22 protein-coding genes, 1 pseudogene and 1 riboswitch are annotated in these 22,088 nt (G+C 75.8%); of the genes and pseudogenes, 12 read left to right on the top strand and 11 right to left on the bottom strand.

Going from position 1 to position 22,088, the window contains the following annotated elements; genetic code table 11:
* Positions 1-120: 120 nt before the first annotated feature.
* From BMW27_RS06010 to BMW27_RS05995, 4 genes are read left to right on the top strand one after another with little or no spacing between them, the layout of a single operon-like run.
* Positions 121-555, top strand: a complete 435-nt coding sequence (locus BMW27_RS06010; RefSeq protein ID WP_091440567.1) for an SRPBCC family protein — start codon at positions 121-123, stop codon at positions 553-555.
* 7 nt (positions 556-562) lie between these two features.
* Positions 563-1,720 carry an ArsA-related P-loop ATPase gene (locus tag BMW27_RS06005; RefSeq protein ID WP_091440565.1) on the top strand — a complete coding sequence of 386 codons (1,158 nt, stop codon included), beginning with the start codon at positions 563-565 and terminating at the stop codon, positions 1,718-1,720.
* Positions 1,717-2,067: a hypothetical protein gene (locus BMW27_RS06000; RefSeq protein ID WP_091440563.1), complete on the top strand. Its 351-nt coding sequence runs from the start codon at positions 1,717-1,719 to the stop codon at positions 2,065-2,067. Before BMW27_RS06005 ends, BMW27_RS06000 begins: the two co-directional genes overlap by 4 nt.
* Before the next feature lie 6 nt (positions 2,068-2,073).
* Positions 2,074-3,072 carry an ROK family glucokinase gene (locus tag BMW27_RS05995; RefSeq protein WP_091441474.1) on the top strand — a complete coding sequence of 333 codons (999 nt, stop codon included), beginning with the start codon at positions 2,074-2,076 and terminating at the stop codon, positions 3,070-3,072.
* 132 nt (positions 3,073-3,204) lie between these two features.
* Here the strand turns inward: BMW27_RS05995 and BMW27_RS05990 are convergent, their stop codons facing one another.
* On the bottom strand, positions 3,205-3,885 hold the full coding sequence (locus tag BMW27_RS05990) for a hypothetical protein (protein WP_091440561.1): 681 nt from the start codon (positions 3,883-3,885) through the stop codon (positions 3,205-3,207).
* 169 nt (positions 3,886-4,054) lie between these two features.
* On the opposite strand from BMW27_RS05990, the gene BMW27_RS05985 reads away from it, so the two are divergent.
* Positions 4,055-4,819, top strand: a complete 765-nt coding sequence (locus tag BMW27_RS05985; RefSeq protein ID WP_245743330.1) for a lysophospholipid acyltransferase family protein — start codon at positions 4,055-4,057, stop codon at positions 4,817-4,819.
* A 90-nt stretch (positions 4,820-4,909) separates the two neighbouring features.
* Here the strand turns inward: BMW27_RS05985 and BMW27_RS05980 are convergent, their stop codons facing one another.
* Positions 4,910-5,212: a DUF6221 family protein gene (locus BMW27_RS05980; RefSeq protein ID WP_012949357.1), complete on the bottom strand. Its 303-nt coding sequence runs from the start codon at positions 5,210-5,212 to the stop codon at positions 4,910-4,912.
* A 70-nt stretch (positions 5,213-5,282) separates the two neighbouring features.
* Here BMW27_RS05980 and BMW27_RS05975 point away from each other — a divergent pair, with 70 nt between their 5' ends.
* A complete protein-coding gene (locus BMW27_RS05975; RefSeq protein WP_091440559.1) occupies positions 5,283-5,768 on the top strand; it encodes a polyadenylate-specific 3'-exoribonuclease AS in 486 nt (161 codons plus the stop codon).
* A 96-nt stretch (positions 5,769-5,864) separates the two neighbouring features.
* Here the strand turns inward: BMW27_RS05975 and BMW27_RS05970 are convergent, their stop codons facing one another.
* Positions 5,865-6,674, bottom strand: coding sequence for a methyl-accepting chemotaxis protein (locus BMW27_RS05970; RefSeq protein WP_245743329.1), 810 nt, complete (start codon positions 6,672-6,674; stop codon positions 5,865-5,867).
* A gap of 88 nt (positions 6,675-6,762) precedes the next feature.
* Positions 6,763-7,650, bottom strand: a complete 888-nt coding sequence (locus BMW27_RS05965) for an NmrA family NAD(P)-binding protein (RefSeq protein ID WP_091440557.1) — start codon at positions 7,648-7,650, stop codon at positions 6,763-6,765.
* Positions 7,651-7,726: 76 nt separating this feature from the next.
* On the opposite strand from BMW27_RS05965, the gene BMW27_RS05960 reads away from it, so the two are divergent.
* From BMW27_RS05960 to BMW27_RS05950, 3 genes are all read left to right on the top strand, one after another.
* The gene (locus tag BMW27_RS05960) at positions 7,727-8,749 is read left to right on the top strand and encodes a 6-phosphofructokinase (protein WP_091440555.1); all 1,023 of its coding nucleotides are present in this window, start codon (positions 7,727-7,729) and stop codon (positions 8,747-8,749) included.
* A 127-nt stretch (positions 8,750-8,876) separates the two neighbouring features.
* Positions 8,877-10,214, top strand: a complete 1,338-nt coding sequence (locus BMW27_RS05955; RefSeq protein WP_091440553.1) for a class II 3-deoxy-7-phosphoheptulonate synthase — start codon at positions 8,877-8,879, stop codon at positions 10,212-10,214.
* Positions 10,207-11,217 carry a threonine aldolase family protein gene (locus tag BMW27_RS05950; RefSeq protein ID WP_091440551.1) on the top strand — a complete coding sequence of 337 codons (1,011 nt, stop codon included), beginning with the start codon at positions 10,207-10,209 and terminating at the stop codon, positions 11,215-11,217. Before BMW27_RS05955 ends, BMW27_RS05950 begins: the two co-directional genes overlap by 8 nt.
* Positions 11,218-11,379: 162 nt before the next feature.
* Here the strand turns inward: BMW27_RS05950 and BMW27_RS05945 are convergent, their stop codons facing one another.
* The 4 genes from BMW27_RS05945 to BMW27_RS05930 form a co-directional block, all read right to left on the bottom strand.
* Complete coding sequence (locus tag BMW27_RS05945; RefSeq protein ID WP_217638053.1) at positions 11,380-12,558, bottom strand: S8 family peptidase; 1,179 nt, start codon at positions 12,556-12,558, stop codon at positions 11,380-11,382.
* Positions 12,559-12,772: 214 nt separating this feature from the next.
* Positions 12,773-13,663, bottom strand: coding sequence for a deoxyribonuclease IV (locus tag BMW27_RS05940; protein WP_091440546.1), 891 nt, complete (start codon positions 13,661-13,663; stop codon positions 12,773-12,775).
* Between the two features lie 23 nt (positions 13,664-13,686).
* Complete coding sequence (pknB, locus tag BMW27_RS05935; protein ID WP_175486381.1) at positions 13,687-15,684, bottom strand: Stk1 family PASTA domain-containing Ser/Thr kinase; 1,998 nt, start codon at positions 15,682-15,684, stop codon at positions 13,687-13,689.
* A 246-nt stretch (positions 15,685-15,930) separates the two neighbouring features.
* Entirely contained in the window at positions 15,931-17,400 is a 1,470-nt protein-coding gene (locus BMW27_RS05930) for a glycine hydroxymethyltransferase (RefSeq protein WP_091440543.1), read from the bottom strand.
* Between the two features lie 28 nt (positions 17,401-17,428).
* Positions 17,429-17,513: riboswitch (ZMP/ZTP riboswitch) on the bottom strand.
* A gap of 76 nt (positions 17,514-17,589) precedes the next feature.
* Between BMW27_RS05930 and BMW27_RS05925 the strand changes: the two genes are divergently transcribed.
* From BMW27_RS05925 to BMW27_RS24470, 3 genes and pseudogenes are all read left to right on the top strand, one after another.
* Positions 17,590-17,913 (top strand): Rv2175c family DNA-binding protein, encoded by a 324-nt coding sequence (locus tag BMW27_RS05925; RefSeq protein ID WP_091440540.1) that lies wholly within the window; start codon positions 17,590-17,592, stop codon positions 17,911-17,913.
* 25 nt (positions 17,914-17,938) lie between these two features.
* Positions 17,939-18,283, top strand: a complete 345-nt coding sequence (locus BMW27_RS05920; RefSeq protein ID WP_091440537.1) for a lycopene cyclase domain-containing protein — start codon at positions 17,939-17,941, stop codon at positions 18,281-18,283.
* Positions 18,202-18,489, top strand: a pseudogene (locus tag BMW27_RS24470) (hypothetical protein); the annotation flags it as partial. The gene BMW27_RS05920 and the pseudogene BMW27_RS24470, both read left to right, overlap by 82 nt.
* Here BMW27_RS24470 and BMW27_RS05910 read toward each other — a convergent pair.
* The 3 genes from BMW27_RS05910 to BMW27_RS05900 are packed head-to-tail and all read right to left on the bottom strand — an operon-like array spanning position 18,486 to position 22,059.
* Positions 18,486-19,439 (bottom strand): phytoene/squalene synthase family protein, encoded by a 954-nt coding sequence (locus BMW27_RS05910; protein ID WP_217638052.1) that lies wholly within the window; start codon positions 19,437-19,439, stop codon positions 18,486-18,488. The pseudogene BMW27_RS24470 and the gene BMW27_RS05910 sit on opposite strands and share 4 nt — an antisense overlap.
* On the bottom strand, positions 19,436-20,932 hold the full coding sequence (gene crtI / locus BMW27_RS05905; RefSeq protein ID WP_091440530.1) for a phytoene desaturase family protein: 1,497 nt from the start codon (positions 20,930-20,932) through the stop codon (positions 19,436-19,438). The genes BMW27_RS05910 and crtI overlap by 4 nt, the downstream gene beginning before the upstream one ends.
* The gene (locus BMW27_RS05900; protein WP_091440527.1) at positions 20,932-22,059 is read right to left on the bottom strand and encodes a polyprenyl synthetase family protein; all 1,128 of its coding nucleotides are present in this window, start codon (positions 22,057-22,059) and stop codon (positions 20,932-20,934) included. The genes crtI and BMW27_RS05900 overlap by 1 nt, the downstream gene beginning before the upstream one ends.
* Positions 22,060-22,088 lie beyond the last annotated feature (29 nt).

Here is a 22,088-nt window from a genome sequence, read left to right as displayed (position 1 = left end):
GTCGCCCCGGACCCCGCCGCGGGGCGTCTCCGGGGAAATCTAGCCGCTGCTCACTACCCGTGAGTAGGGACGGCCGGCGTCGTGCCACCCGTACGGGGGCGAGCGGTTAGCCTGCTCCGCATGGCCGACCAGTCCACCCAGTCGATCACGGTCGCGGCTCCGCCGGCCGACGTCATGGCGGTGATCGCCGACTTCCCGGCCTACCCGCAGTGGGTCGCAGCGGCCAACCGGGTCGACGTGCTGGAGACCGGTCCGGACGGCCGGGCCCGCCGCGTGCGCTTCGTGCTCGACGCCGGTGCCGTCAAGGACGACTACGTCCTGGAGTACACCTGGGACGGCGACCGGCGGGTGTCCTGGCAGCTGGTCCAGAGCCAGATGCAGAAGCGGCAGGAGGGCTCCTACACCCTGCGGGAGACCACTCCGGGCAGCACCGAGGTCACCTACGCCATCGCCATCGACCTCTCCATCCCGATGCTCGGGATGATCAAGCGCAAGGGCGAGAAGGTCATCCTCGACACGGCCCTCAAGGAGCTCAAGAAGCGCGTGGAGGGCTAGGCGGCCGGTGCGCACGCTCCTCCTCACCGGCCCCGGTGGGTCCGGTACCTCGACCCTCGCGGCGGCCACCGCCGTCCGCGCTGCCGCGGACGGCGCCCGCACGCTGCTGCTGCTCCGCCCCGGCCGGCGACCGGCCGGGCTGGACGACGTCCCCGGGCTCGCCGTCGCCTGCGTCTCGCCGCTCACCGCGGCCGAGTCCCTGTGGACGTCCGCCGGTGCGGCGCTCGGCGCCGTCCCGGGGCTGACGCCGCCCCCGTCGACCTCGGTGGTGCCGCTGCCCGGTGCCGCGGAGCTGGCGCTGCTCGCCCGGCTGGCCCGCGCGGCCGCCGAGGACGAGGCGGACACGGTGGTCGTCGACGCCGGCCCGCTGGAGTCGGGTACCGCGCTGGTCGGCCTGCCGCGCGCGCTGGGCTGGTGGCTGGACCAGGCGCTGCCGACCCGAGTGCGGGTGCTCGGCGCGGTGCGTACCGCGGCGGTCCGCTCCGGTGCGGCGGCGCGCGGACCGGTCGACGCCGTCCTCGAGGCGGTACCGCCGGTGGAGGAGGCGCTCGGCCGGCTGTTGCTGGACGACCCGGCGGCCACCGAGGTGCGGCTGGTGGCGCTGCCGCGCGCCGGCGCCGTCCCGGCCCTGCGCGCGGCGGTGACCGCGCTGGCGCTGCACGGCCAGCAGCCGGCTGCCGTCCTCGCTCGGGTGCTGCCCGACGGCGGGCCGGGGCAGTGGTGGGCCCGGCGCGCCGCCGAGCAGGACGACGCGCTGGCCGCGCTCGCCGAGCTGGCCCCGCTGCAGCGGGTGGCGGAGTCCGCCGAGGAACCGGCGGACGCCGCGGCGCTGGCCGCCCTGCTGCCTCCCGGGGACGACGTCGCACCCGTGGCCGCCCTGGCGCCGTCGGTGGACCGCGCGGACGGCATCCGCCGCCTGGTTCTGCCGCTGCCCTGGGCCGAGCGCGCGGGCCTGGACCTGACCCGCTGGCAGGACGACCTGGTCGTCACCGTGGCCGGGGCGCGCCGGTCGGTCCCGCTGGACTCCCTGCTGCGCCGCTGCGTGGTCACCGGCGGCGCCCTCGCCGACGCCGGCACCGCGGCGGCGCGGCTGGAGGTCGCCTTCACACCTGATCCGCAACAGTGGCCGGCGGACCTGCTGGCCGCCGAGGGGAGTACGCCATGAACGACGGACCCGACTGGGTCGACCAGGCCCGCCGGCTGGTGACCGGGCTGGGCCAGACCCTCGGCTCGGCCCTGGGTGAGGGCGCGGGGGATGGGAAGGCCGCCGGTGCGCACCCGGCCGACTGCCACTGGTGCCCGGTCTGCCAGGTCGCAGCCGTGGTGCGCGGCGAGCGGCCCGAGGTCACCGACGCGCTGGCCGACGTCCTCACCGCCGCGGCGGCGGCGCTGCGCAGCGTCTCCGAGCGGGCATCGGCCGCGGCGGCGGAGCCGGCCGCGGCGGCGGAGCCGGCGGCGGCAGCGGAGCCCCCGCCGCCCGCGCCGCCGGTGCAGCACATCGAGATCGCCTGAGTGGCCGTGGAGCCCGTCACCGACGCCACCGCGGCCGACCTGCCCGCGCTGGGCATCGACATCGGCGGCACGAAGGTGGCCGGTGGCGTCGTCGCCCCGGACGGCACGGTGCTGGCCACCGCGCGCCGGGCGACCCCCGGCTCGTCGGTGCAGGAGACCGAGGACGCCATCGCCGCCGTGGTCGACGTGCTGGCCCGCGGGCACGACGGCCCGCTGGTCGGCGTCGGCGTCGGCGCGGCCGGCTGGTTCGACCGCACCGGCGACACCGTGCTGTTCAGCCCGCACCTGGCCTGGCGGCACTCGGCGCTGCGCAAGGACCTCGCCGCCCGGCTGCAGCGGCCGATGTGGGTGGGCAACGACGCCGACGCCGCGGCCTGGGCCGAGTACCGCTACGGCGCGGCCCGCGGAGCGGACCTGGCGCTGATGATCACCCTGGGCACCGGCATCGGCGGCGGGATCGTCATGGACGGCCGGCTGCAGCGCGGCTCGCACGGCGTCGCGGGGGAGTGGGGCCACATGCGCGTCGTCCCCGACGGGCGGCTGTGCGCGTGCGGCAACCGCGGCTGCTGGGAGCAGTACGCCAGCGGTACGGCGTTGGGCCAGACCGCCCGCGAGGTGGCCCGCAGCTCACCGGCCGCCGCGGCCCTGCTGCTCGAGCGGGTGGACGGCGATCCGGACAGGCTCACCGGCGAGCACGTCGCCACCGCCGCTGCCGAGGGCGACCCGCTGGCGCTGGAGCTGCTCGCCGAGGTCGGCGCCTGGCTCGGGCAGGGGATCGCCGACCTGTCCGCCGTCCTGGACCCGGAGGTCGTCGTCATCGGCGGCGGGGTCAGCGTGCTGGGCGAGATGGTGCTCGGGCCGGCGCGCCACCGGCTGGAGCGGGCACTGCCCGGCCGCGGGTTCCGCCCCGGCCCCCGGGTGGTGGCCGCCCGGCTGGGTGCGGAGGCGGGGATCGTCGGTTCCGCGGACCTCGTCCGCCGGGCCGTCGCCGACGGCCAGGGGTAGTCAGGTGGCCCCCGGGCACGGTCGGCCTCGTCCCGGGTCCCGCCCTGAGCTGGCGGAGGGTGGGGAGGACGCGGCCTCCCTGCAGGGGCCCGCCGCGAGCTTGCGAGTGGCGGGGTGCAGGGAGGTCCTCCATCAGACGACGGCGCCGTCGTCCCCGTCGTCGGTCGTGCGCTCGCGCATCCGTGACAGCAGGACGCCGACCCCGCCGGCCACGGCGGTCACGCCGAGCACCAGCCCGAGGTCGGCGGACAGCCCGATGACCCGCGGCGCGGCGACCAGGACCGCGCCGGCGGCGATCAGCAGCACCGCGTACAGCGAGGCCGGCGCCGGAGCGGGCACCGGCGGGGGCGGCGGCGGCTCGTAGTGCTCCTCCGGACGGTCGAGCACCGACGGCTCGGCCGGGGTCGGCGGGAGGAGGCCGGCGGGGTCCTCGTCGACGACGGTGCGCCCGTGCTCGGCCTCGAAGGCGGCCACGATGCGGGCCCACTCGGCGTCCTCGTCGACGTCGCGCCGCGCGGGCTGCCGGGCGCGGCGGCGCTCCTGCACGTGGTCGTCGGCGTGCTCGTCGACCAGGGCGCGGGCCTCGCCGCTGCGGGCGCGGTCGACGAACAGCCGGTCGCTCGGCGGGCTGGGCAGGGAGACGGTCCGGGTGTAGGGCTCGACGTCGGCCGAGGGTTCCAGGTAGGCGGCCACCCCGGCGTCGCGGAGGACGTCGAGCAGGTGCTCGCCGACGCGGGGGTCGACGTCGCGCAGCGGGGTCCACAGCGCGGCGTCCAGGCCGTTGTCCCGGCGGCCGCGTCCGCGGGCGTTCACGCGCTCCCCCGGCGGGGCAGGAAGGACGGCGCGACGCCGGTCATCGGCTCGGGCTCGGGCACGGGTCCTCCTCGGCGGCCGGCGGTGAGCCGGTGTGGCGGGGACGGCAGGGAGGTGGGATTGTCCTCCCGTCCCCGGGCTCCCTAGTCTGGCAGCCCCCGAGGGAGGCGTGTTGTTCTACTGGTTCCTCAAGTTGGTGGCGCTCGGCCCGGTCGTGAAGCTGGTGTTCCGGCCGCACGTGGAGGGTGTGGAGCACGTGCCGCCCCGCGGGGCGGCGATCCTCGCGAGCAACCACCTGTCGGCGGCCGACTGGGTCTTCATGCCGATGTCGGTGCGCCGGCGGGTGACCTTCCTGGCCAAGGCCGAGTACTTCACCGGCTCCGGGCTGAAGGGCTTCCTGCAGCGGGCCTTCTTCACGGGCGCCGGGCAGGTCCCGATCGACCGGACCAGCGCCTCGGCTGCGGAGGACGCCATCCAGACCGGCCTGCGCCTGCTCCGGCAGGGACGGCTGCTGGGGATCTACCCCGAGGGCACGCGGTCGCCGGACGGCCGGCTCTTCCGCGGCAAGACCGGCGTGGCCCGCATGACGCTGGAGACCGGCGTGCCGGTCGTGCCGGTCGCCATGGTCTACCGGCCGCGCCGGCTGCTGCTGCTCGGGTGGAACCTCCCGGCGGTGACCGTCCGCTTCGGGGAGGCGCTGGACTTCTCCCGCTACGAGGGCCTGGCCGGCGACCGCTTCGTCGAGCGCTCGATCACCGACGAGATCATGTACGAGATCATGACGCTGTCCGGCCAGGAGTACGTGGACGTCTACGGCGCCCGGGTGAAGAAGTCGATGGACGCCACCGGGGCCAGCGCCTCCGACGTGATCAGCCGGCTGCAGCCGCCCGCCGACGAGGCCGCCGACCGGGCGCCGGAGTCGCTGGCGGGCTGACGAAGGACCCCCTGCCCCCCACCACTCGCGAGCTCGCGGCGGGACCCTGCAGGGGGCCGGCGGGGCGGGACGGGCGCACGGGGCCGGTCCTCAGGGCCGCCAGTCCTCCCGGTAGTGCGGGTGCTCGGCGTAGGTCTGCCCGATGAGCCGCAGCGCCCGCTCCATGGTGGCGCCGCGCGGGCCCTGCTGCTCCAGATCCCGGAAGTAGCGGACCAGGTCGCGCTTGGCCCGGACGTCGCGCAGCACGTGCGCCACCAGCGAGGCGTTGGACCGCGACGCGCTGAGGGCGACGAACCGGGCGGCCTCCTCGTCCTCGTCGAAACGGGTGAGCAGGAAGTCGACCAGGTCCTCGTTGCGGATGCTGCTCGGCAGGTCCGGGTGCGGCGCGCTCACCCGGGCACGCTAGCCCGGCCCCTCCCGGCCGGCACCGCGACCCGGGGACGGCGGGACCTACCGTGAGGGCGTGCGGCGCTTCTTCTACGACACCGAGTTCATCGAGGACGGCACGACCATCGACCTCGTGTCGATCGGCGTCGTCGACGAGGCCGGCCGGGAGTTCTACGCCGTCAGCACGGAGTTCGACGAGCGGCGGGCGATCCCCTGGGTGCGGCGCAACGTGCTCGACCAGCTGCCGCCGCCGGCTGACCGGGCGTGGCGCAGCCGGCAGCGCATCCGCGACGACCTGCTGGCCTTCCTCACCGGTCCCGGGGAGGAGGTGGAGCTGTGGGCCTGGTACGCCGCCTACGACCACGTGGCGCTGTGCCAGCTGTGGGGCGCGATGCCGGCGCTGCCGCGGCCGATCCCACGGTTCACCCGGGAGCTGCGCCAGCGCTGGGACGACGTCGGGCAGCCGCCGCTGCCGCCCCGGCCCAGCGGCACCCACGACGCGCTGGTCGACGCCCGCTACAACCTGGCCCGCTGGCGGGCGATGGAGGGCACGGCCCGCTGACCCCGCGCCGTCACCACCCCGTCGGATCACGACGGGACGGCGGCGCAGGAGTCTGCGCCCCGTCCCGATCCGGCCCGTCGCGGACGGCTCGTCCGCTCAGACGGTGAAGGCCCCCAGCAGGCGGGTCAGCTCGGCGGAGAGCCGGTCGAGCTCGCGGGCGGCGGTGCGGGCGGTGTCCACGTCCTCGGCGCTGCGCTCGGCGTCCTCGCTGACCGCGGCGAGCGTGCTGGTGAAGGCATGGGCGCCGTCGGCCGCGGCGCCCACGCTGCGGGTCAGCTCCTCGGTGACCGCCGTCTGCTCCTCGACCGCGCTGGCGATCGTGGTCTGGTGGTCGTTCACGTCCCGCACGACCTCGGCGATCCGGCCGATGGAGCCCACCGCCGCCGTCGTGTCGGCCTGGATGCCCTGCACCCGCTGGGCGATCTCCTCGCTGGCCCGGGAGGCCTCCTGGGCCAGCTCCTTGACCTCGTTGGCGACGACGGCGAAGCCCTTGCCCGCCTCGCCGGCCCGCGCGGCCTCGATGGTGGCGTTGAGGGCCAGCAGGTTGGTCTGCTCGGCCACCGCGGCGATCACCTCGACGACGTTCCCGATCTCGGCCGAGCTGGCCCCCAGCGTGGCCACCGTGGCCTCGGTCTGCCGGGCGAGGTCGGCGGCGCTGCGGCCCACCCGTGCGGCCTCGCTGGCGCTGCGGGCGATCTCGGCGATCGAGGCGCCCATCTGCTCGGCGCCGGCCGCCGCGGAGGTCACGCCCGCGCTGATGTCGCCGGCTGCCACCTGCGCGTGCCGGGCCTGGTCGCGGCTGCGGGTGGCCCGGTCGCCGAGGCCCTCGGCCACCGTCGCCACGTCCACGTTGCCCGCGGAGGAGGCCAGGGTGCGGGCGCACTCGCCGACGTCGCGGAGTCGCACATCGGCAAGCCGCGGCCGGTTGTGGACCCGAACGGTGCAACCCGGGGTCCTGGACCCCTCGGTTCCCGTTGTCGCAGGTCGCAGGGGTTCAGGAGCGCAGGTGGACCCAGTCCTCGGGGTGCGTGCGCAGGTGCTCGGCCACCGTCCGCGCCGGGTGTCCGGTCAGCGCCGGGACGGCGTCGGTCACGCGGGCCATCTCGCCCGCGGCGATCGCCCGGTAGCTGGTGACCCAGCCCTCGATCTCCCAGTCCGGGTGCCCCGACGGGCGCCGGGTCGCCCACGCCTCCGCCACGGTCTGGCGCCGGTAGACGGCGGGCCGGCCGGTGACGTCGGCGAGCACGGCAGCGGCGTCGTCCAGTGACAGCGCCTCGGGCCCGGTGACGTCCAGCACGGCGCCGTCGAGGGCGGGGGAGTCCTCGCCCAGGACGGCGGCCGCGACGTCGGCCAGGTCGTCGCGGGAGACGAAGGACGCGCGCCCGTCGTCGGCCGGTGCGGCGATCACCGCGCGCCCGCCCTCGGCGACGGCGAAGAACGGCACGAAGTCGGCGTACATCGCGTGCCGCAGCACCGTGGTGCGCACGCCGGTCGCGGCCAGGGCCGCCTCGGTGGCGGCGTGCTGGCGGGCCAGGGTGAAGACGGCGTCCGGCGCGGCCCCGAGGAAGGAGGTGTAGACCACGCGCTGCACGCCGGCCGCGGCGGCCGCGGCGACGGCGGTGAGGTGCTGCTGCAGCCGGTCCTCGGCCTCGGCGGCCGACACCAGGTACAGGGTGTGCGCCCCGTTCAGGGCCGCGGCCAGGCCCGGGCCGTCGGCGTACCCGGCCGGGACGGCGGCCACCTCGGCACCGGTCACCCGGGGCGCGCGGGCGGCGTCGCGCACCACCAGCCGCAGCCGCACGTCGTCCCGGCCGGCGAGCCGCTCGACGACACGTCGGCCGAGGGCGCCCGTCGCCCCTGTGACAGCGATCACCCTGGGCATACGATCCGGCCGCTCACCTGCACCACGACACCGGCCAACGACCGGCAGCGCGCGACCCTTCCCGGAGGACGGCACCATGCGCATCGGCATCCTGACCGGCGGCGGCGACTGCCCGGGCCTCAACGCGGTCATCCGCGCGATCGTGCGCAAGAGCGTCCAGTCCGGCGACGAGGTGGTCGGCTTCCGGGACGGCTGGCGCGGGGTGCTCGAGGGCGACACCGTGCCGATGGACCTGGCCGCCGTCCGCGGCATCCTGCCCCGCGGCGGAACGGTCCTGGGCACCTCGCGGACCAACCCCTACGCGCTGCAGGGGGGCGGGGACCGGGTGCTGGCCACGCTGGAGCGGCTCGGCGTCGACGCGCTCATCCCGATCGGCGGCGAGGACACCCTGGGCGTGGCCACCAGGCTCGCCGAGGCCGGCGTGCGCGTGGTGGGCGTCCCCAAGACCATCGACAACGACCTGGACGCCACCGACTACACCTTCGGCTTCGACACCGCCCTCGGCGTGGCCACCGAGGCCATCGACCGGCTGCACACCACCGGGGACAGCCACCACCGCACGCTGGTCGTCGAGGTGATGGGCCGGCACGCGGGCTGGATCGCGCTGCACGCGGGGATGGCCGGCGGCGCCACCGTCGTCCTCATCCCCGAGCAGCCCTTCTCCGTCGACGCGGTCGTCGAGCACTGCCAGCGCCGGTTCGACTCCGGGTACTCGCCGATCGTGGTGGTCTCCGAGGGCGCCTCGCCCAAGGACGGCGACCTGGTGGTGGCGACGGGGGAGCGCGACGCGTTCGGCCACGTCCGGCTCGGCGGCATCGGCACGGCCCTGGCCTCGCTGATCGAGGCGCGCACCGGCCGGGAGGCCCGCGCCGTCGTCCTCGGGCACATCCAGCGCGGCGGCACCCCGTCGCCGTTCGACCGGGTGCTGGCGACCCGCTTCGGGCTGGCCGCGCTCGACGCGGTGCACGCCGGCGAGATCGGCGTCATGGTCGCGCTGCGCGGCACCGACATCGTGCGGGTGCCGCTGGCCGAGGCGACCGCGCAGCTGAAGCTCGTCCCCGTGGAGCGCTACGCCGAGGTCGAGGTCTTCTTCGGCTGAGGGAGGACCCCGTCCTCCCCGCCCTCCGCGCGCTCGGGGCGCGACCCGGGACGGGGCCGACGGCGGGACCCCCGCAGAGAGGCCGTTCCGGAGGGCTGCGGTCGACCCGCCGGTACCCTCTGGAGGCGTGACACTCTCCGACCCGGCGACCTCGCTGCCCGACCTGGACCGCTGGCGGCAGCTGCCCGTCGCCCAGCAGCCGGAGTGGCCCGACCGTGCCGCGCTGGACGCCGTCCTCGCCACCCTCTCCTCCGTGCCGCCGATCGTGGCGCCCACCGAGGTCGACGAGCTGCGCACGCGGCTGGCCGAGGTGGCGCAGGGCCGGGCGTTCCTGCTGCAGGGCGGGGACTGCGCCGAGACCTTCGACCTCAACACCGACGCGCACCTGCAGAGCACCACGCGCACGCTGCTGCAGATGGCCGTCGTCCTGACCTACGGCGCCAGCGTGCCGGTGGTCAAGGTGGGCCGGGTGGCCGGGCAGTACGCCAAGCCGCGGTCGTCGAACACCGACGCGCTGGGTCTGCCCTCCTACCGGGGCGACATGGTGAACGACCTCGAGCCGGTGCTCGAGAAGCGGATCCCCGACCCGAACCGGCTGGTGCGCGCCTACGCCAACTCCGCGGCCGCGATGAACATGATCCGCGCCTACGCCCGCGGCGGCCTGGCCGACCTGCACGCGGTGCACGACTGGAACAAGGACTTCGTCGCCAGCTCCCCGGCGGGCGTGCGCTACGAGGTGATCGCCCGCGAGATCGACCGCGCCCTGGCGTTCATGAAGGCCTGCGGCGTCGACGACACCGCGCTGCGCGGCGTGGAGCTCTACAACAGCCACGAGGCGCTGATCCTCGACTACGAGCGGGCGCTGCTGCGGGTCCACGAGGGCCGCCCCTACGCCGCCTCGGCGCACTTCGTCTGGATCGGCGAGCGGACCCGCCAGCTCGACGGCGCGCACGTGGAGTTCATGTCGCGGATCGCCAACCCGATCGGCGTGAAGATCGGCCCGACGACGACCCCCGAGCAGGCGACCGAGCTGGTCGAGCGGCTCGACCCCGAGGGCATCCCGGGGCGGCTCACCCTGATCAGCCGGATGGGCAACGGGAAGATCCGCGACGTCCTGCCGGCGATCGTGGAGAAGGTCACCGCCAGCGGCCACCAGGTCGTCTGGCAGTGCGACCCGATGCACGGCAACACCCACGAGTCCTCCACCGGCTACAAGACCCGGCACTTCGACCGGGTCGTCGACGAGGTGCTCGGCTTCTTCGACGTGCACCGGGCGCTGGGCACCTGGCCCGGTGGCATCCACGTGGAGCTCACCGGCGAGGACGTCACCGAGTGCCTCGGCGGCGCCATGGAGATCAGCGACGAGGACCTGAACAGCCGGTACGAGACCGCCTGCGACCCGCGGCTGAACACCGGGCAGTCGCTGGAGCTCGCCTTCCTGGTCGCGGAGATGCTGCGTGGCTGACGTGATCGACCTGCGCTCCGACACCGTCACCAGGCCGACGCCCGGCATGCGCCGGGCGATGGCCGAGGCCGAGGTCGGCGACGACGTCTACGGCGAGGACCCGACCATCCGCGCCCTCGAGGAGCGCGTGGCCGGCCTGTTCGGGCACGAGGCCGGGCTGTTCGTGCCGTCGGGGACGATGGGCAACCAGATCGGGCTGCGCCTGGTCTGCGAGCCCGGCCAGGAGGTGCTCTGCGACTCCGAGGCGCACATCGTCACCTACGAGATGGGCGCCGCCGCGGTGCTGTTCGGCATCTCCACCCGCACCGTGGTCTCCGACGGCGGCCGGCTCGACGTCGCGCAGCTGGTCGACCAGGTGCGCCCGCACGGCAACTGGCACCTGACCGCGACGGCCGCCGTGGCCGTGGAGAACACGCACAACCGCGGCGGCGGGCTGGTGCAGCCGCTGGACCAGCTGCAGGCGCTGTGGGACTGGTCCCGCCAGGCCGGGGTGAACGTGCACCTCGACGGCGCCCGGATCTGGAACGCGCACGTGGCCTCGGGCGTCGACCTCGTCACCTACGGCCGGCTCGCCGACACCGCCTCGGTCTGCCTGTCCAAGGGGCTGGGCGCGCCGGTCGGCTCGGTGCTCGTCGCCTCGGCCGACCGGATCGCCGCCGCCCGGTTGTGGCGCAAGCGGCTCGGCGGCGGGATGCGGCAGGCCGGGGTGCTCGCCGCGGCCGGGCTGTACGCACTCGACCACCACCTCGACCGGCTGGCCGAGGACCACGAGCACGCGCAGCTGCTGGCCAAGCGGCTCGGGCTCGACCCCGCGACGGTCGAGACCAACCTGGTCCGGCTGGGCGGCGTCCCGGCGCCGGCCGTGGCCGAGGCCGCCAAGGCGCGGGGCGTGCTGGTCAGCCAGACCGACGCCCGTCGGCTGCGGCTGGTGACCAACCTCGGCGTCGACCGGGAGGGCGTCGACCGCGCCGCCGACGTCCTGGCCGAGCTGCTCGACCGCTGAGGGGACCTCCCTGCCCCGGCACCCGCGAGTTCGGCGGGACCCTGCAGGGAGGCCGCCGGTGGTCGCCGCGCGGGGTCGACGGCGGTCCGAACACACGTCAGGCGCCCTCTCGCTGCTGCGGAGCGGGCGCCTGACGTGTGCTCCCTCGCGGGCGACGCCGGGTCAGTAGGAGCTGAACAGCAGCCGGTTCGGCGTGCCGGCCCGGGCCGCCGTGCGGGACAGGACGACGTGGTCGGTCGTCGCCGTGCCGGTGACTGTCGTGGCGACCGCGGCGGGCTGCGCCGACGGCGTCGATGACAGGACGAGCGCAGCGACCCCCGCGACGTGCGGCGTGGCCATCGACGTCCCGCTGATCGTGCTGGTCGCCGTGGCGCCGGTGTGCCAGGCGCTGGTGATGCCCACGCCCGGGGCGAACAGGTCGACGCAGCGCCCGTAGTTGCTGAACGACGCCGCCTGGTCGGCCTGGTCGGTGGCCCCGACGGTCAGTGCGCCCGCAACCCGCGCGGGAGAGGAGGTGCAGGCGTCCTGGGCCACGCCGGCGGAGTTGCCGTTGCCGGCCGCCACCGCGTAGGTGACGCCGTCGGCGATGGAGTTCTTCACCGCGGTGTCGATGGCCGTGCTGGCCCCGCCGCCGAGGCTCATGTTGGCCACCGCGGGGGCGCCGGCCTGGTGCGTCCGGGTCACCCAGTCGATCCCGGCCACCACGCCCGCGGTGGTGCCGCTGCCGTCACAGCCGAGCACGCGGACGCCGACCAGCTGGACGGACTTGGCCACGCCGTACGTCGTCCCGCCGATGGTGCCCGCGACGTGGGTGCCGTGGCCGTTGCAGTCGTCGGGCGTGCCGCCGTCGACCACGTCGTACCCGGCGCCCAGGCGGCCGGTGAACTCCGCGTGCCCGGCGGCGATGCCGGTGTCGATGACGTAGGCGGTGACGCCCGCGCCGGTCCCGCTGTAGCCGTAGGTCCCGTTGAGCGGGAGGTCCCGCTGGTCGGTGCGGTCCAGGCCCCAGGTCGCGCCGGACTGGGTCCCGTCGAGGGTGACGACCTGGTCGCGCTCGACGGCGACCACCCCGGGGATGGTCGACAGCCGGGCGGCAGCGGTCTCCGGCAGCGTCACCGCGAAGCCGGTCAGCGCCGTCGAGTAGACGTGGTCGACACGACCCCCGATGCCGCGGGCCCCCTCCGCCGCCTCGGCGGGCAGGGTGGCGCGGTCGACGGTGACGACGTAGGTGGCACGCGGACCGTCGGGCGGTGCCGCGGCGGCGGGACCGGCCGGAACGCCGAGGCCGGCGGTCGCGAGGGCTGCGAGGACGGCGGCAGCCAGGGTGCGACGAGTGGGCAAGGGACGGCTCCTCGAGAGGCTCTGCCGCGGCCGGGCGACCGCAGGGACCTGTAGCCAACGTCGCGACATGGATCACCGCAAGTGACGGCTGCGGTTCGGAGTGTCACGTCGGCGTGTCGGCCGGACACGCCGAACGACGGGGACCGCCGCTCCGCTCGCCCCCGGGCAGGGTCCCGCCGAGCTCGCGAGTGGTGGGGGCCGGGGGGGGCCTGCTTCAGGCGGCTGGGGCCTGGGCCTGCACGGTCCCGTCACGCAGCGAGCACAGCAGCGCGATGTCGGCCGCGTGCCCGGCCGAGGCCACGCCGTCCCGCTCGCTCGGCGTCTCGACGACGACCGGGACGCCGGCCATCGACCGGTGGGCGAGCAGCTCCGCGAACGGGGCGACGCCGATCGAGCCCGCCCCGATGGTGGTGTGCCGGTCCCGCTTGGAGCCGCACTCGTCCAGGGAGTCGTTCGCGTGCACCAGGCCCAGCCGGCCGGGACCGACGGTGGCCTCCAGCGCGTCGAGGGTGCCGGCCATCCCGCCGGGCACGGTCAGCTCGTGGCCGGCCGCCCAGGCGTGGCAGGTGTCGAAGCAGACGCCGAGCAGCGGGTGGTCCTCGAGCGCGGCGAAGTACGGGCCGAGGTCCTCGACCGTGGCGGCCAGCGACCTCCCGCCGCCGGCGGTCGGCTCGACCAGCAGCCGCGGACCGTCGTCCGGCGCGGCCTCCAGCACCGGCAGCAGCCGCTCGTGCAGCTGGCGCAGCGCGTCCTCGTAGCGGTCCTCGCCGACGGCCGAGCCGGCGTGCACGACGACGCCCCGGCAGCCGAGCTGGGCGCCGCGGGCGAGGTTGTGCGCGATGGTGGCCACCGACTGCTCGACGGTCGCCTCGGTGGGGGACCCGACGTTGACCAGGAACGGCGTGTGGATGAAGGAGGGCACCCCGCGCTCGGCGCAGCCGGCGGTGAACCGCGCGTCCTGCCGGGGGTCGCCGGGGGTCAGCCGCCAGCCCCGCGGGTTGCCGACGAAGACCTGCACGGCCCGCGCGGCGACCGCGTCGGTGTAGGCCAGCCCGCCCGTGGCCAGCCCGCCCTTGATCTGGATGTGCGCCCCGATCGGCGGCACACCGGCAGCAGTGCGCAGCGTCCTCAGTCCTGTCCGAACGTCACCAGGATCGTCACCGGGGTGCCGATGTCGACCGTCTGCCCGGCGGGCGGGCTCTGCCGGAACACGCGGTCGCCGTAGAACTGGCTGACCTGCACCTGCAGGCCGGCCTGCTGCAGCAGTGCGGCCGCCTCCTGCTGGCTGCGGCCGACCACGTCCGGCACCTGCACCTGCGGCAGCCCGGCCGACACCTGGAGGGTGACGGTGCTCCGGTAGGGCGCCTGCTGGCCGGCGGCCGGGTCGACCGCCATGACCTCGCCGAGGTCGACGTCGGCGCTGCGGCCCTCGCTGCGCTCGACGGTGAAGCCGAGCGTCTCCAGGTTGGCCGTCGCCTGCTCCGGGGAGAGCCCGACGACCGCGGGCACCGGCACCGGCGCGTGCCCGCGGCTGACGTAGACCACCAGCTCCTCGTCGCGCTTGAGCTCGGTGCCGGCCTCGGGCTTGAAGCCGGTGACGTGGCCCACCGGGACCTCGTCGTCGTAGTCCTGGACCTCGCGGGTGGCCACCGGGACCCCCTCGAGCGCGGCACGGACCGCGTCCAGCGGCTGGCCGACCAGGTCCGGGGGGGCCGTGAACCGCTCCGGGCCCTTGGAGACCACCAGCCGGACGTCGGTGCCGCGGATCGCCTCGCCGCCCTCGGGCTGGGCGGAGATGACCACGCCGTCGGGGACGTCCTCGCTGAACTGCTCGTCGCAGCAGTCGGGGTCCAGGCCCGCCTCCTGCAGCAGGTCGATGGCCGCGGCCTGCTCCCGCCCGGTCAGCTGCGGCACCGTCGTCCACCGCCCGGAGCCCAGCCACCAGCCGACCGCACCGATGGTGACCGCCGTGAGCAGCACGAGGGCGACGGCGAGGCGGGCGCGGCGCTGCCGGATGTGCGCGGGCACGCCGGGTCGCGCCCGCCCGGGCGCGGGCCGCCGTCCGCCGGCGTCGGGCGCCGCGCCGCCGACGGTGCCCGGGAGCATCGAGGTGCGGTTGCCGCGGCCGGGCCGGGTGCCGCCCGGGCCGAGCACCTCGGTGCGCGGGGCGGCCGGTTCGCCGGTGTGCCGGGCCGGGTGACTGGGCCGGTTCGTCGGCCGCAGGACCTCCGGGCCGCCGGTGCTGCGCCCGGTGGGCACCGGCACGCGCTCGATGCTCAGGTCGTTGCGCACGTCCTCGAGGTCGGCGAGGAACGCGCCTGCGTCCAGCGGGCGGACGGCGGGCTCGCGGCGGGTGGTTCGTGCGACCAGTTCGTCGACCTCCCACGGCAGGCCGGGCACCTCCTCCGACGGCCGCGGCATGTCGTGGTGCACGTGCTGGTAGGCCACCGCCAGCGGGGTGTCGCCGCCGTAGGGCGGGTGGCCGGTGAGCATCTCGTAGAGGACGACGCCGGCGGCGTACACGTCGCTGCGCGCGTCGGCCTTGCCGCGCTCGAGCTGTTCGGGGGAGAGGTAGGCGACCGTGCCGATGAGCACGCCGCCGGTGTGGCTGGTCTGCCCGGTGCCGGTGAGCGCGCGGGCGAGGCCGAAGTCGGCCACCTTCACCACGCCGTCGGCGCCGATGAGGACGTTCTCCGGCTTGATGTCGCGGTGCACGATCCCGGCGCGGTGGGCGGCGGTCAGCCCGGAGAGCACGGGCTCCAGGACGGCGAAGGCCTCGGCGACGGTGAGCCGGCCGCGGGCCTGCAGCAGGTCGCGCAGGGTGCGCCCGCGGACCAGCTCCATGACGAGGAAGACCAGGCCCTGGTCGCTGCCCTGGTCGCTGACCGAGACGACGTTGGGGTGGCTGAGCATGGCCGCGGCCCGCGCCTCGCGGGTGAACCGGTCGACGAACGTCGGGTCGTGGGCCAGGTGCTCGGCCATGACCTTGACCGCGACCGTCCGGTGCAGCCGCAGGTCGGTGGCGGCGTAGACGGTGGACATCCCGCCCCGGGCGAGGCGCTCCTCGAGCAGGTATCTCCCCTCGAGGACGAGGCCGACCACGGGGTCGGTCACGGCGGTGTCCACCCGGCCGAGTGTAGGAGCGTGTCGGTCCTGCGCAGGCCGTACACGCGGCGCGTCGGCCGGTGTGACGGGTTCACCCGTCACAACAACACCGGCGTCCTCCGGACGCCACCGCGACCACCTGACCTGTCGGCCCCCTGCCCCCACCGCGAGCTCGCGAGCGATGGGGGCAGAGGGTCCTGCAACCGTCCCGCCCCGGAGGAGCCCCCGGCCCCCCGCTCGGCGAGACCCTCGGCCGCGCCCCGTCCCTCAGAGCTCCAGGCCGGGGTAGAGCGGGTGCCGGTCCAGCAGCTCGGCGGCCGCGGCGCGGGTCCGGTCGGCCAGGCCGTCGGCCGTCGCGTACCGGGCCTTGGACGGCGAGCCGTCGCGGGTGGCGGTCGGCGTCGTGCTCGACAGGACGTCGACGATCAGCTCGGCGGTGCGGTCGAACTCGTCCGCCCCGAAGCCGCGGGTGGTCAGCGCCGGGGTGCCCAGCCGGATGCCGGAGGTGTACCAGGCGCCGTTGGGGTCGGCCGGGACGGCGTTGCGGTTGGTGACGATGCCGGCGTCCAGCAGCGCGGACTCCGCCTGGCGGCCGGTGAGGCCGAAGCCGGAGACGTCGACGAGCACCAGGTGGTTGTCGGTGCCGCCGGTGACCAGCCGCGCGCCGCGGCGGGTCAGCCCCTCGGCGAGGGAGACGGCGTTGTCGACGATGCGCTGCGCGTACCCGGCGAAGGCCGGCTGGCGGGCCTCGGCGAAGGCGACGGCCTTGGCGGCCATGACGTGCGGCAGCGGGCCGCCGAGCACCATGGGGCAGCCGCGGTCGACGGCGTCGGCGTACTCGGGCTGGGCCAGCACCATGCCGCCCCGCGGGCCGCGCAGCGACTTGTGCGTCGTGGTCGTGACGACGTGGGCGTGCGGCACCGGGTCGAAGTCGCCGGTGAACACCTTCCCGGCGACGAGGCCGGCGAAGTGGGCCATGTCGACGACGAGCGTGGCGCCCACCTCGTCGGCGATCTCGCGCATCCTCGCGAAGTCGACGCGGCGGGGGTAGGCGGAGTAGCCGGCCATGAGGATCAGCGGCCGGAATTCCTGGGCCCGGGCGCGGACGGCGTCGTAGTCGAGCAGCCCGGTCCCGGGGTCGGTGCCGTAGGAGGACTGCTCGAACATCTTGCCGCTGATGTTCGGGCGGAAGCCGTGGGTCAGGTGGCCGCCGGCGTCCAGGGACATGCCGAGCATCCGCTGGTCACCGAGCTGGCGGCGCAGCGCCGCCCAGTCGGAGTCGGTGAGCTCGTTGACGTGCCGGACGCCGGCCTTCTCCAGTGCCGGGGACTCCACGCGGGAGGCCAGCACCGCCCAGAAGGCCACGAGGTTGGCGTCGATGCCCGAGTGCGGCTGGACGTAGGCGTGCGGGGCGCCGAACAGCTCGCGGGCGTGCTCGGCGGCGAGCGCCTCGACGGTGTCGACGTTCTGGCAGCCGGCGTAGAAGCGGTGCCCGACGGTGCCCTCGGCGTACTTGTCCGACAGCCAGTTGCCCATGGTGAGCAGCACCGCGGGGCTGGCGTAGTTCTCGCTGGCGATCAGCTTCAGGGAGGCCCGCTGGTCGGCGAGCTCGGCGCCGATCGCGTCGGCCACCCGGGGCTCGACCGCGCCGATGACCTGCAGCGCGCTGCGGTAGGCGGCCGAGGCGGCGTCGGCATCGAAGGAGGCGGTGGCGTCGGTCGTGGGAACGTCGGTCATGGGAGGGCTCCAGCGCGAGGGGACGACGGGTGGGTGCCCAGGCGCCCGGCGGGGTGGTGCGGGCCGCTCCCCGGTGGTGGTCCACCTCAGCAGCGCCAGTCACGGCCCCGGCCCATCGTATCCGGGCAGCCCGGCGGCCGGACGGCGTCCCGGGGACGACGGACGGCGGGGGTCATAGGCTCGGACGTCATGGAGACGCTCACCCCCGCGGAGGTCGCCGGCGTACTGGGGGTCTCGCCGAACCGGGTCCGCCAGCTGCTGCGCGAGAACAAGCTCATGGCCGTCCCCGGCAGCGGCAACAGCAGGATCCCGGCCGACTTCCTCCAGGACGGCGCCGTCCTCAAGCACCTGCCCGGCCTGATCACCGTGCTCAAGGACGGCGGCTTCCGGGACGAGGAGGTCTTCGAGTGGCTGTTCCGCGCCGACGAGACCCTCCCCGGCACCCCCGTCGAGGCGCTGCGCGGCGACCGGCACACCGAGGTCACCCGGCGCGCCCAGGCGCTGGCGTTCTGACGGTCCGGGCAGGGCGGGGAGCGGCATGGGGCAGCTGACCTACCTGGCGCTGCTGGCCGGCTGCCTGGTCGTCACCGCGCCGCTGGAGCTGCTGCTGCGGGTCCGGGTGTACGCCCGCTGGCGACGGCTGCTGGTCGCGGTCGCGCCGGAGTTCGCCGTCTTCGTCGTCTGGGTGCTGTACGCGATCGCGCAGGGGCACTGGGACTACTCAGGCGAGCTGACCCTCGGTGTCCGGCTGCCCGGGGGGATCCCGGTGGAGGAGGTGCTGTTCTTCCTCGTCGTCCCGTTGTGCTCGGTGCTGGCGCTGGAGGCGGTGCGGAAGGTCACCGGCTGGGACGCGGGCTACCCGCCCGAGGAGGCCGGCGCGTGAGCTACTCGGCGCTCGCGGTGACCGCCGTCGTCGCCGTCCTCGTGCTGGACCTGGCCGTCTACCGCACCCGGATGGTCACCCGGCCGGTGTTCTGGGTGGCCTACGCGATCATCATCACGTTCCAGCTGCTGATGAACGGCGTGCTGACCGGGCTGGAGGTCGTCACCTACGACCCGGACACGATCTGGGGCTCGCGGATCGCCTACGCGCCGGTCGAGGACCTGCTGTTCGGCTTCGCCATGGTGACCCTGACCCTGGCCAGCTGGGCGGCGGTCAACCGGCGGGCGAACACCGCCAGGCGGCGCGGCCTGGACACCCGCACCCGGCGGTCGAGCACCCGGTAGTCGGCCCGTTCGATCTCGGTGAGGATGCCGCCGTAGAGGTCGGTGGCCGCGCGCACGCAGTCGCGGGACTCCGGCGCGAGCATCGGCGTCCCCGGGGCGGCGTCGTCGTAGCGGCGGCGCACGATCGCGACCATCTCCCGCATCAGCTCGCGGAAGGCCGCGTCGTACCGCTTCTCGGCGAGCTGCTCGCGGGTGACGCCGTGCGCGGCCATGACGTCGGCGGGCAGGTACACCCGGCCGCGGTCGACGTCCTCGGCGACGTCGCGCAGGAAGTTGGTCAGCTGGAACGCCTCGCCCAGCGCGATCGCGTGCGGCGCCGCCTCCTCGCGGGCGACGCCGGGCGCGGTGCCGAGCACGGGCAGCACCTGCAGCCCGATCACCGACGCCGACCCCCACATGTACCGGTCGAGCGCGGCCATGTCCGCGTAGCCGGTGACGGTGAGGTCGCTGGTCATGGCGGCGAGGAAGTCCACCAGGTGCTCGACGGGGATGGCGTACCGGCGGTAGGTGTGCACGGTGGCCAGCCGCACCGGGTCGTCGGACCAGCCGGCCTCCAGCTCGGCGAGCAGCGCGCGGGACCAGTCGGCCAGGTCGCCGGACGGGTCCGCGCCGGGGTGGTCGACGAGGTCGTCGGCGGTGCGCGCGGCGGCGTAGAGGGCGTGGACGGCCGGGCGCCGGTCGGCGGTGAGCAGCCGGGTGGCCAGGTGGTAGCTCTTGCCGTGCTCGGCGTTGATCGCCGCGCAGTGCCGGTAGGCGGCGTCGAGCAGCGCCTGCCGTTCGGCCTGCGTGCGCGGCGGGTCGACGAGCGTCATCGGGGGTCCCGTCCGGTGATCCGTTCGGCGGCGAGCCGGCCGCTGATGACGACCATGGGCACGCCGACGCCGGGCTGCACCGACGAGCCGGCGAGGACGACGTTCTCCGGGCCGCGCCTGGGGAGCGTCGGCGTCCGGAACGGGCCGGTCTGGCCGAAGGTGTGCGCCAGCGCGAACGGCGTGCCGGCGGCCATGCCCTGCGCCGCCCAGGTCAGCGGGGTGTCGACGTGCTCGACCTCGATCGCGCCGGTCAGGCCGGTCCAGCCGCGGGACTCCAGCACCGCGAGCACCTCGTCGCGGTAGCGGGGGCCGAGCGTGGCCCAGTCCAGGTCGGGGTTGCCGCCGCTGTGCGGGTCGAGGTTCGGGGTGGGCGCGACGATGCTCAGCACCTGGCCGCCCTCGGGGGCGAGGCTGCGGTCCGTGTGCGACGGCATGCTGACCAGCAGGCTCGGGTCGGTCATCGGGCGGCCGTCCCGGGTCAGCTCGTCGAAGACCTCCCGCCAGGCGGCGCCGAAGCTGATCGTGTGGTGCGCCTGGCCGGCCAGCTCGCTGCGGACGCCGACGTGCACGGCCACGCAGGACGGCGAGTACACCGGCCGCCGCAGCCGCCGGAACCCGGGCACCAGCGTCTCCGGCCGGTCGACGGTGACGACGACGGCGTCGGCGGGCAGCCGCTCGCCGTCGTCCAGCAGCACGCCGGTGACCCGCGACCCGCTGACCTCCAGCTCCCGCACCCCGGTGTCGTGGCGCAGGGTCACGCCGGCGTCGGCGGCCGCGGCGGCCATCGCGCGGGGCACGGCGGCGATCCCGCCCACCGGGTGCCAGACGCCGGCACCGATGTCGAGCTGGGCGATGACGGCGTAGGCGGCGATCGCGCGGTACGGCGAGACCCCCGCGTAGAGGGCCTGGAAGCTGAACAGCCGGCGCAGCCGGTCGTCGGTGAAGAACCGCTCGACGTGCCGGGACAGCCGGCCGAAGCCGCCGCGCCGGGCCAGCTGGACCAGCTGGGGGCCCAGCAGGTCCAGCGGGGTGTCGAGGTTGCGGTCGATGAAGGTGGTCAGCTGCAGCCGGTACAGCTCGGCCAGGTCGGCCAGGTACCGGCGCAGCGCCGCGGCCTCACCCGCACCGCACAGCGCCTCGACCTCGGCGGCGAAGGCGTCGACGTCGGCGTGCACGTCCAGGTGCGAGCCGTCGGCGAACTGCGCGCGGTAGGTGGTCTCCAGCGGGACCAGCTGCAGCCGGTCCTCGAGCTTCTCGCCGACCGCGGCGAGGGCGTCGGCGACCAGCTCGGGGGCGGTGAAGACCGACGGGCCGGTGTCGAGGGCGTAGCCGCGCTCCTCGATCCGCCCGGCACGCCCGCCCGGGCCGGCGGCGCGCTCGACGACGGTGACCTCCCGGCCGGCGCCACGCAGCCGCAGCGCCGCGGACAGCCCGGCGAGGCCGGCGCCGACGACGACGACGCGGTCGGTGCGCCCGGGGACGGTGCGGACCATCAGGCGGTGCGGGTGGTCGCGGCGACGGCCAGCGCGTCGAGCGCGGCCCGGGCGTCGTCGGCCAGCGGGGCGTCGGCGATGGTGGTGCGGGCGAGCGCGGTGCGCTCGGCGATCCGCTGCTCGACCTGCGCGCGGGCGCCGGTGGACTCCATCAGCGCCCGCAGCGCCTCGAACTCCTCCGGCCCGGCCCCGGGGTTCCCCAGCGCCTCGCCCAGCAGCTGCCGGCCGGCGTCGTCCGCGGCCTCCTCGGCCAGGGCGACCAGCAGCGTCTGCTTGCCCTCGCGCAGGTCGTCGTCGGCGGACTTCCCGGTGACCGTCGGGTCCCCGAACACCCCGAGCACGTCGTCGCGCAGCTGGAACGCCTCGCCCAGCGGCAGGCCGATGGCGGTGTAGAGCTCCACGGCGCGCGGGCCGGCGCCGGCGATGGCCGCGCCCAGCTGCAGCGGCCGCTGCACGGTGTAGCCGGCGCTCTTGTAGCGCGCCACGGTCAGCGCGCCCTGGGCGCCGGGCAGGCCGCCGGCGGCGCGCAGCAGGTCCAGGTACTGCCCGGCGGTCACCTCGGTGCGCATGGTGTCCCAGACGGTGCGGGCCCGGGACAGGGCGGCGGTGGAGATGCCCGAGCGGCGCAGCAGCTCGTCGGACCACACCAGGGCGAGGTCGCCGACGAGGATCGCCGCGCCGATGCCGAAGGTGTCGCCGTCCCCGGCGAGCGCGCCGTCGCCGTGCCGGGCGGCGAAGCCGACGTGGGTGGCCGGGCGGCCCCGGCGGGTCAGCGCGCCGTCCATGACGTCGTCGTGGACCAAGGCGCTGGCGTGCACGAACTCCAGCGCGGCGACCGCCCGGAGCACGGCGGCGTCGGACTCGCCCGGGCGCTCGCCGCGGACACCGCGCCAGCCCCAGTAGGCGAACAGCGGGCGCAGCCGCTTGCCGCCGTCGGCCAGGGCACGCACCTCATCGACCACCGGCAGCAGCGACTCGTCCATCGCCGCGAGCGTCTGCCGCTGCACGTCGAGGAAGCCCGTGAGGGCGGCGGAGACGGCCGCGCGGACGCGGTCGATCTCGGCGGCGGCCGGCGGGGGAGCCGGGCGGAGGACGGGAGTCTCGCGCTGCTGCGCCCCGGCGATCACGGACCGAGTATCGCGCGCGACCCGATCTG

This window comes from Geodermatophilus poikilotrophus (genome assembly GCF_900111455.1).
In the GTDB taxonomy this organism is placed as follows: Bacteria; Actinomycetota; Actinomycetes; order Mycobacteriales; family Geodermatophilaceae; genus Geodermatophilus; species Geodermatophilus poikilotrophus.
Note: the sequence above shows the minus strand (reverse complement) of the source record. Positions and strands in the feature narration are given on the sequence as shown.

What these genes read in the sequence shown, in the direction of transcription:
- BMW27_RS06010 (WP_091440567.1), top strand. Translation starts at nt 121, where the DNA reads ATGGCCGACCAGTCCACCCAGTCGATCACGGTCGCGGCTCCGCCGGCC.
- BMW27_RS05920 (WP_091440537.1), top strand. Translation starts at nt 17,939, where the DNA reads ATGGGGCAGCTGACCTACCTGGCGCTGCTGGCCGGCTGCCTGGTCGTC.
- BMW27_RS05925 (WP_091440540.1), top strand. Translation starts at nt 17,590, where the DNA reads ATGGAGACGCTCACCCCCGCGGAGGTCGCCGGCGTACTGGGGGTCTCG.
- crtI (WP_091440530.1), bottom strand. Translation starts at nt 20,932, where the DNA reads ATGGTCCGCACCGTCCCCGGGCGCACCGACCGCGTCGTCGTCGTCGGC.
- BMW27_RS05965 (WP_091440557.1), bottom strand. Translation starts at nt 7,650, where the DNA reads ATGCCCAGGGTGATCGCTGTCACAGGGGCGACGGGCGCCCTCGGCCGA.
- BMW27_RS06000 (WP_091440563.1), top strand. Translation starts at nt 1,717, where the DNA reads ATGAACGACGGACCCGACTGGGTCGACCAGGCCCGCCGGCTGGTGACC.
- BMW27_RS05930 (WP_091440543.1), bottom strand. Translation starts at nt 17,400, where the DNA reads ATGACCGACGTTCCCACGACCGACGCCACCGCCTCCTTCGATGCCGAC.
- BMW27_RS05910 (WP_217638052.1), bottom strand. Translation starts at nt 19,439, where the DNA reads ATGACGCTCGTCGACCCGCCGCGCACGCAGGCCGAACGGCAGGCGCTG.
- BMW27_RS05960 (WP_091440555.1), top strand. Translation starts at nt 7,727, where the DNA reads ATGCGCATCGGCATCCTGACCGGCGGCGGCGACTGCCCGGGCCTCAAC.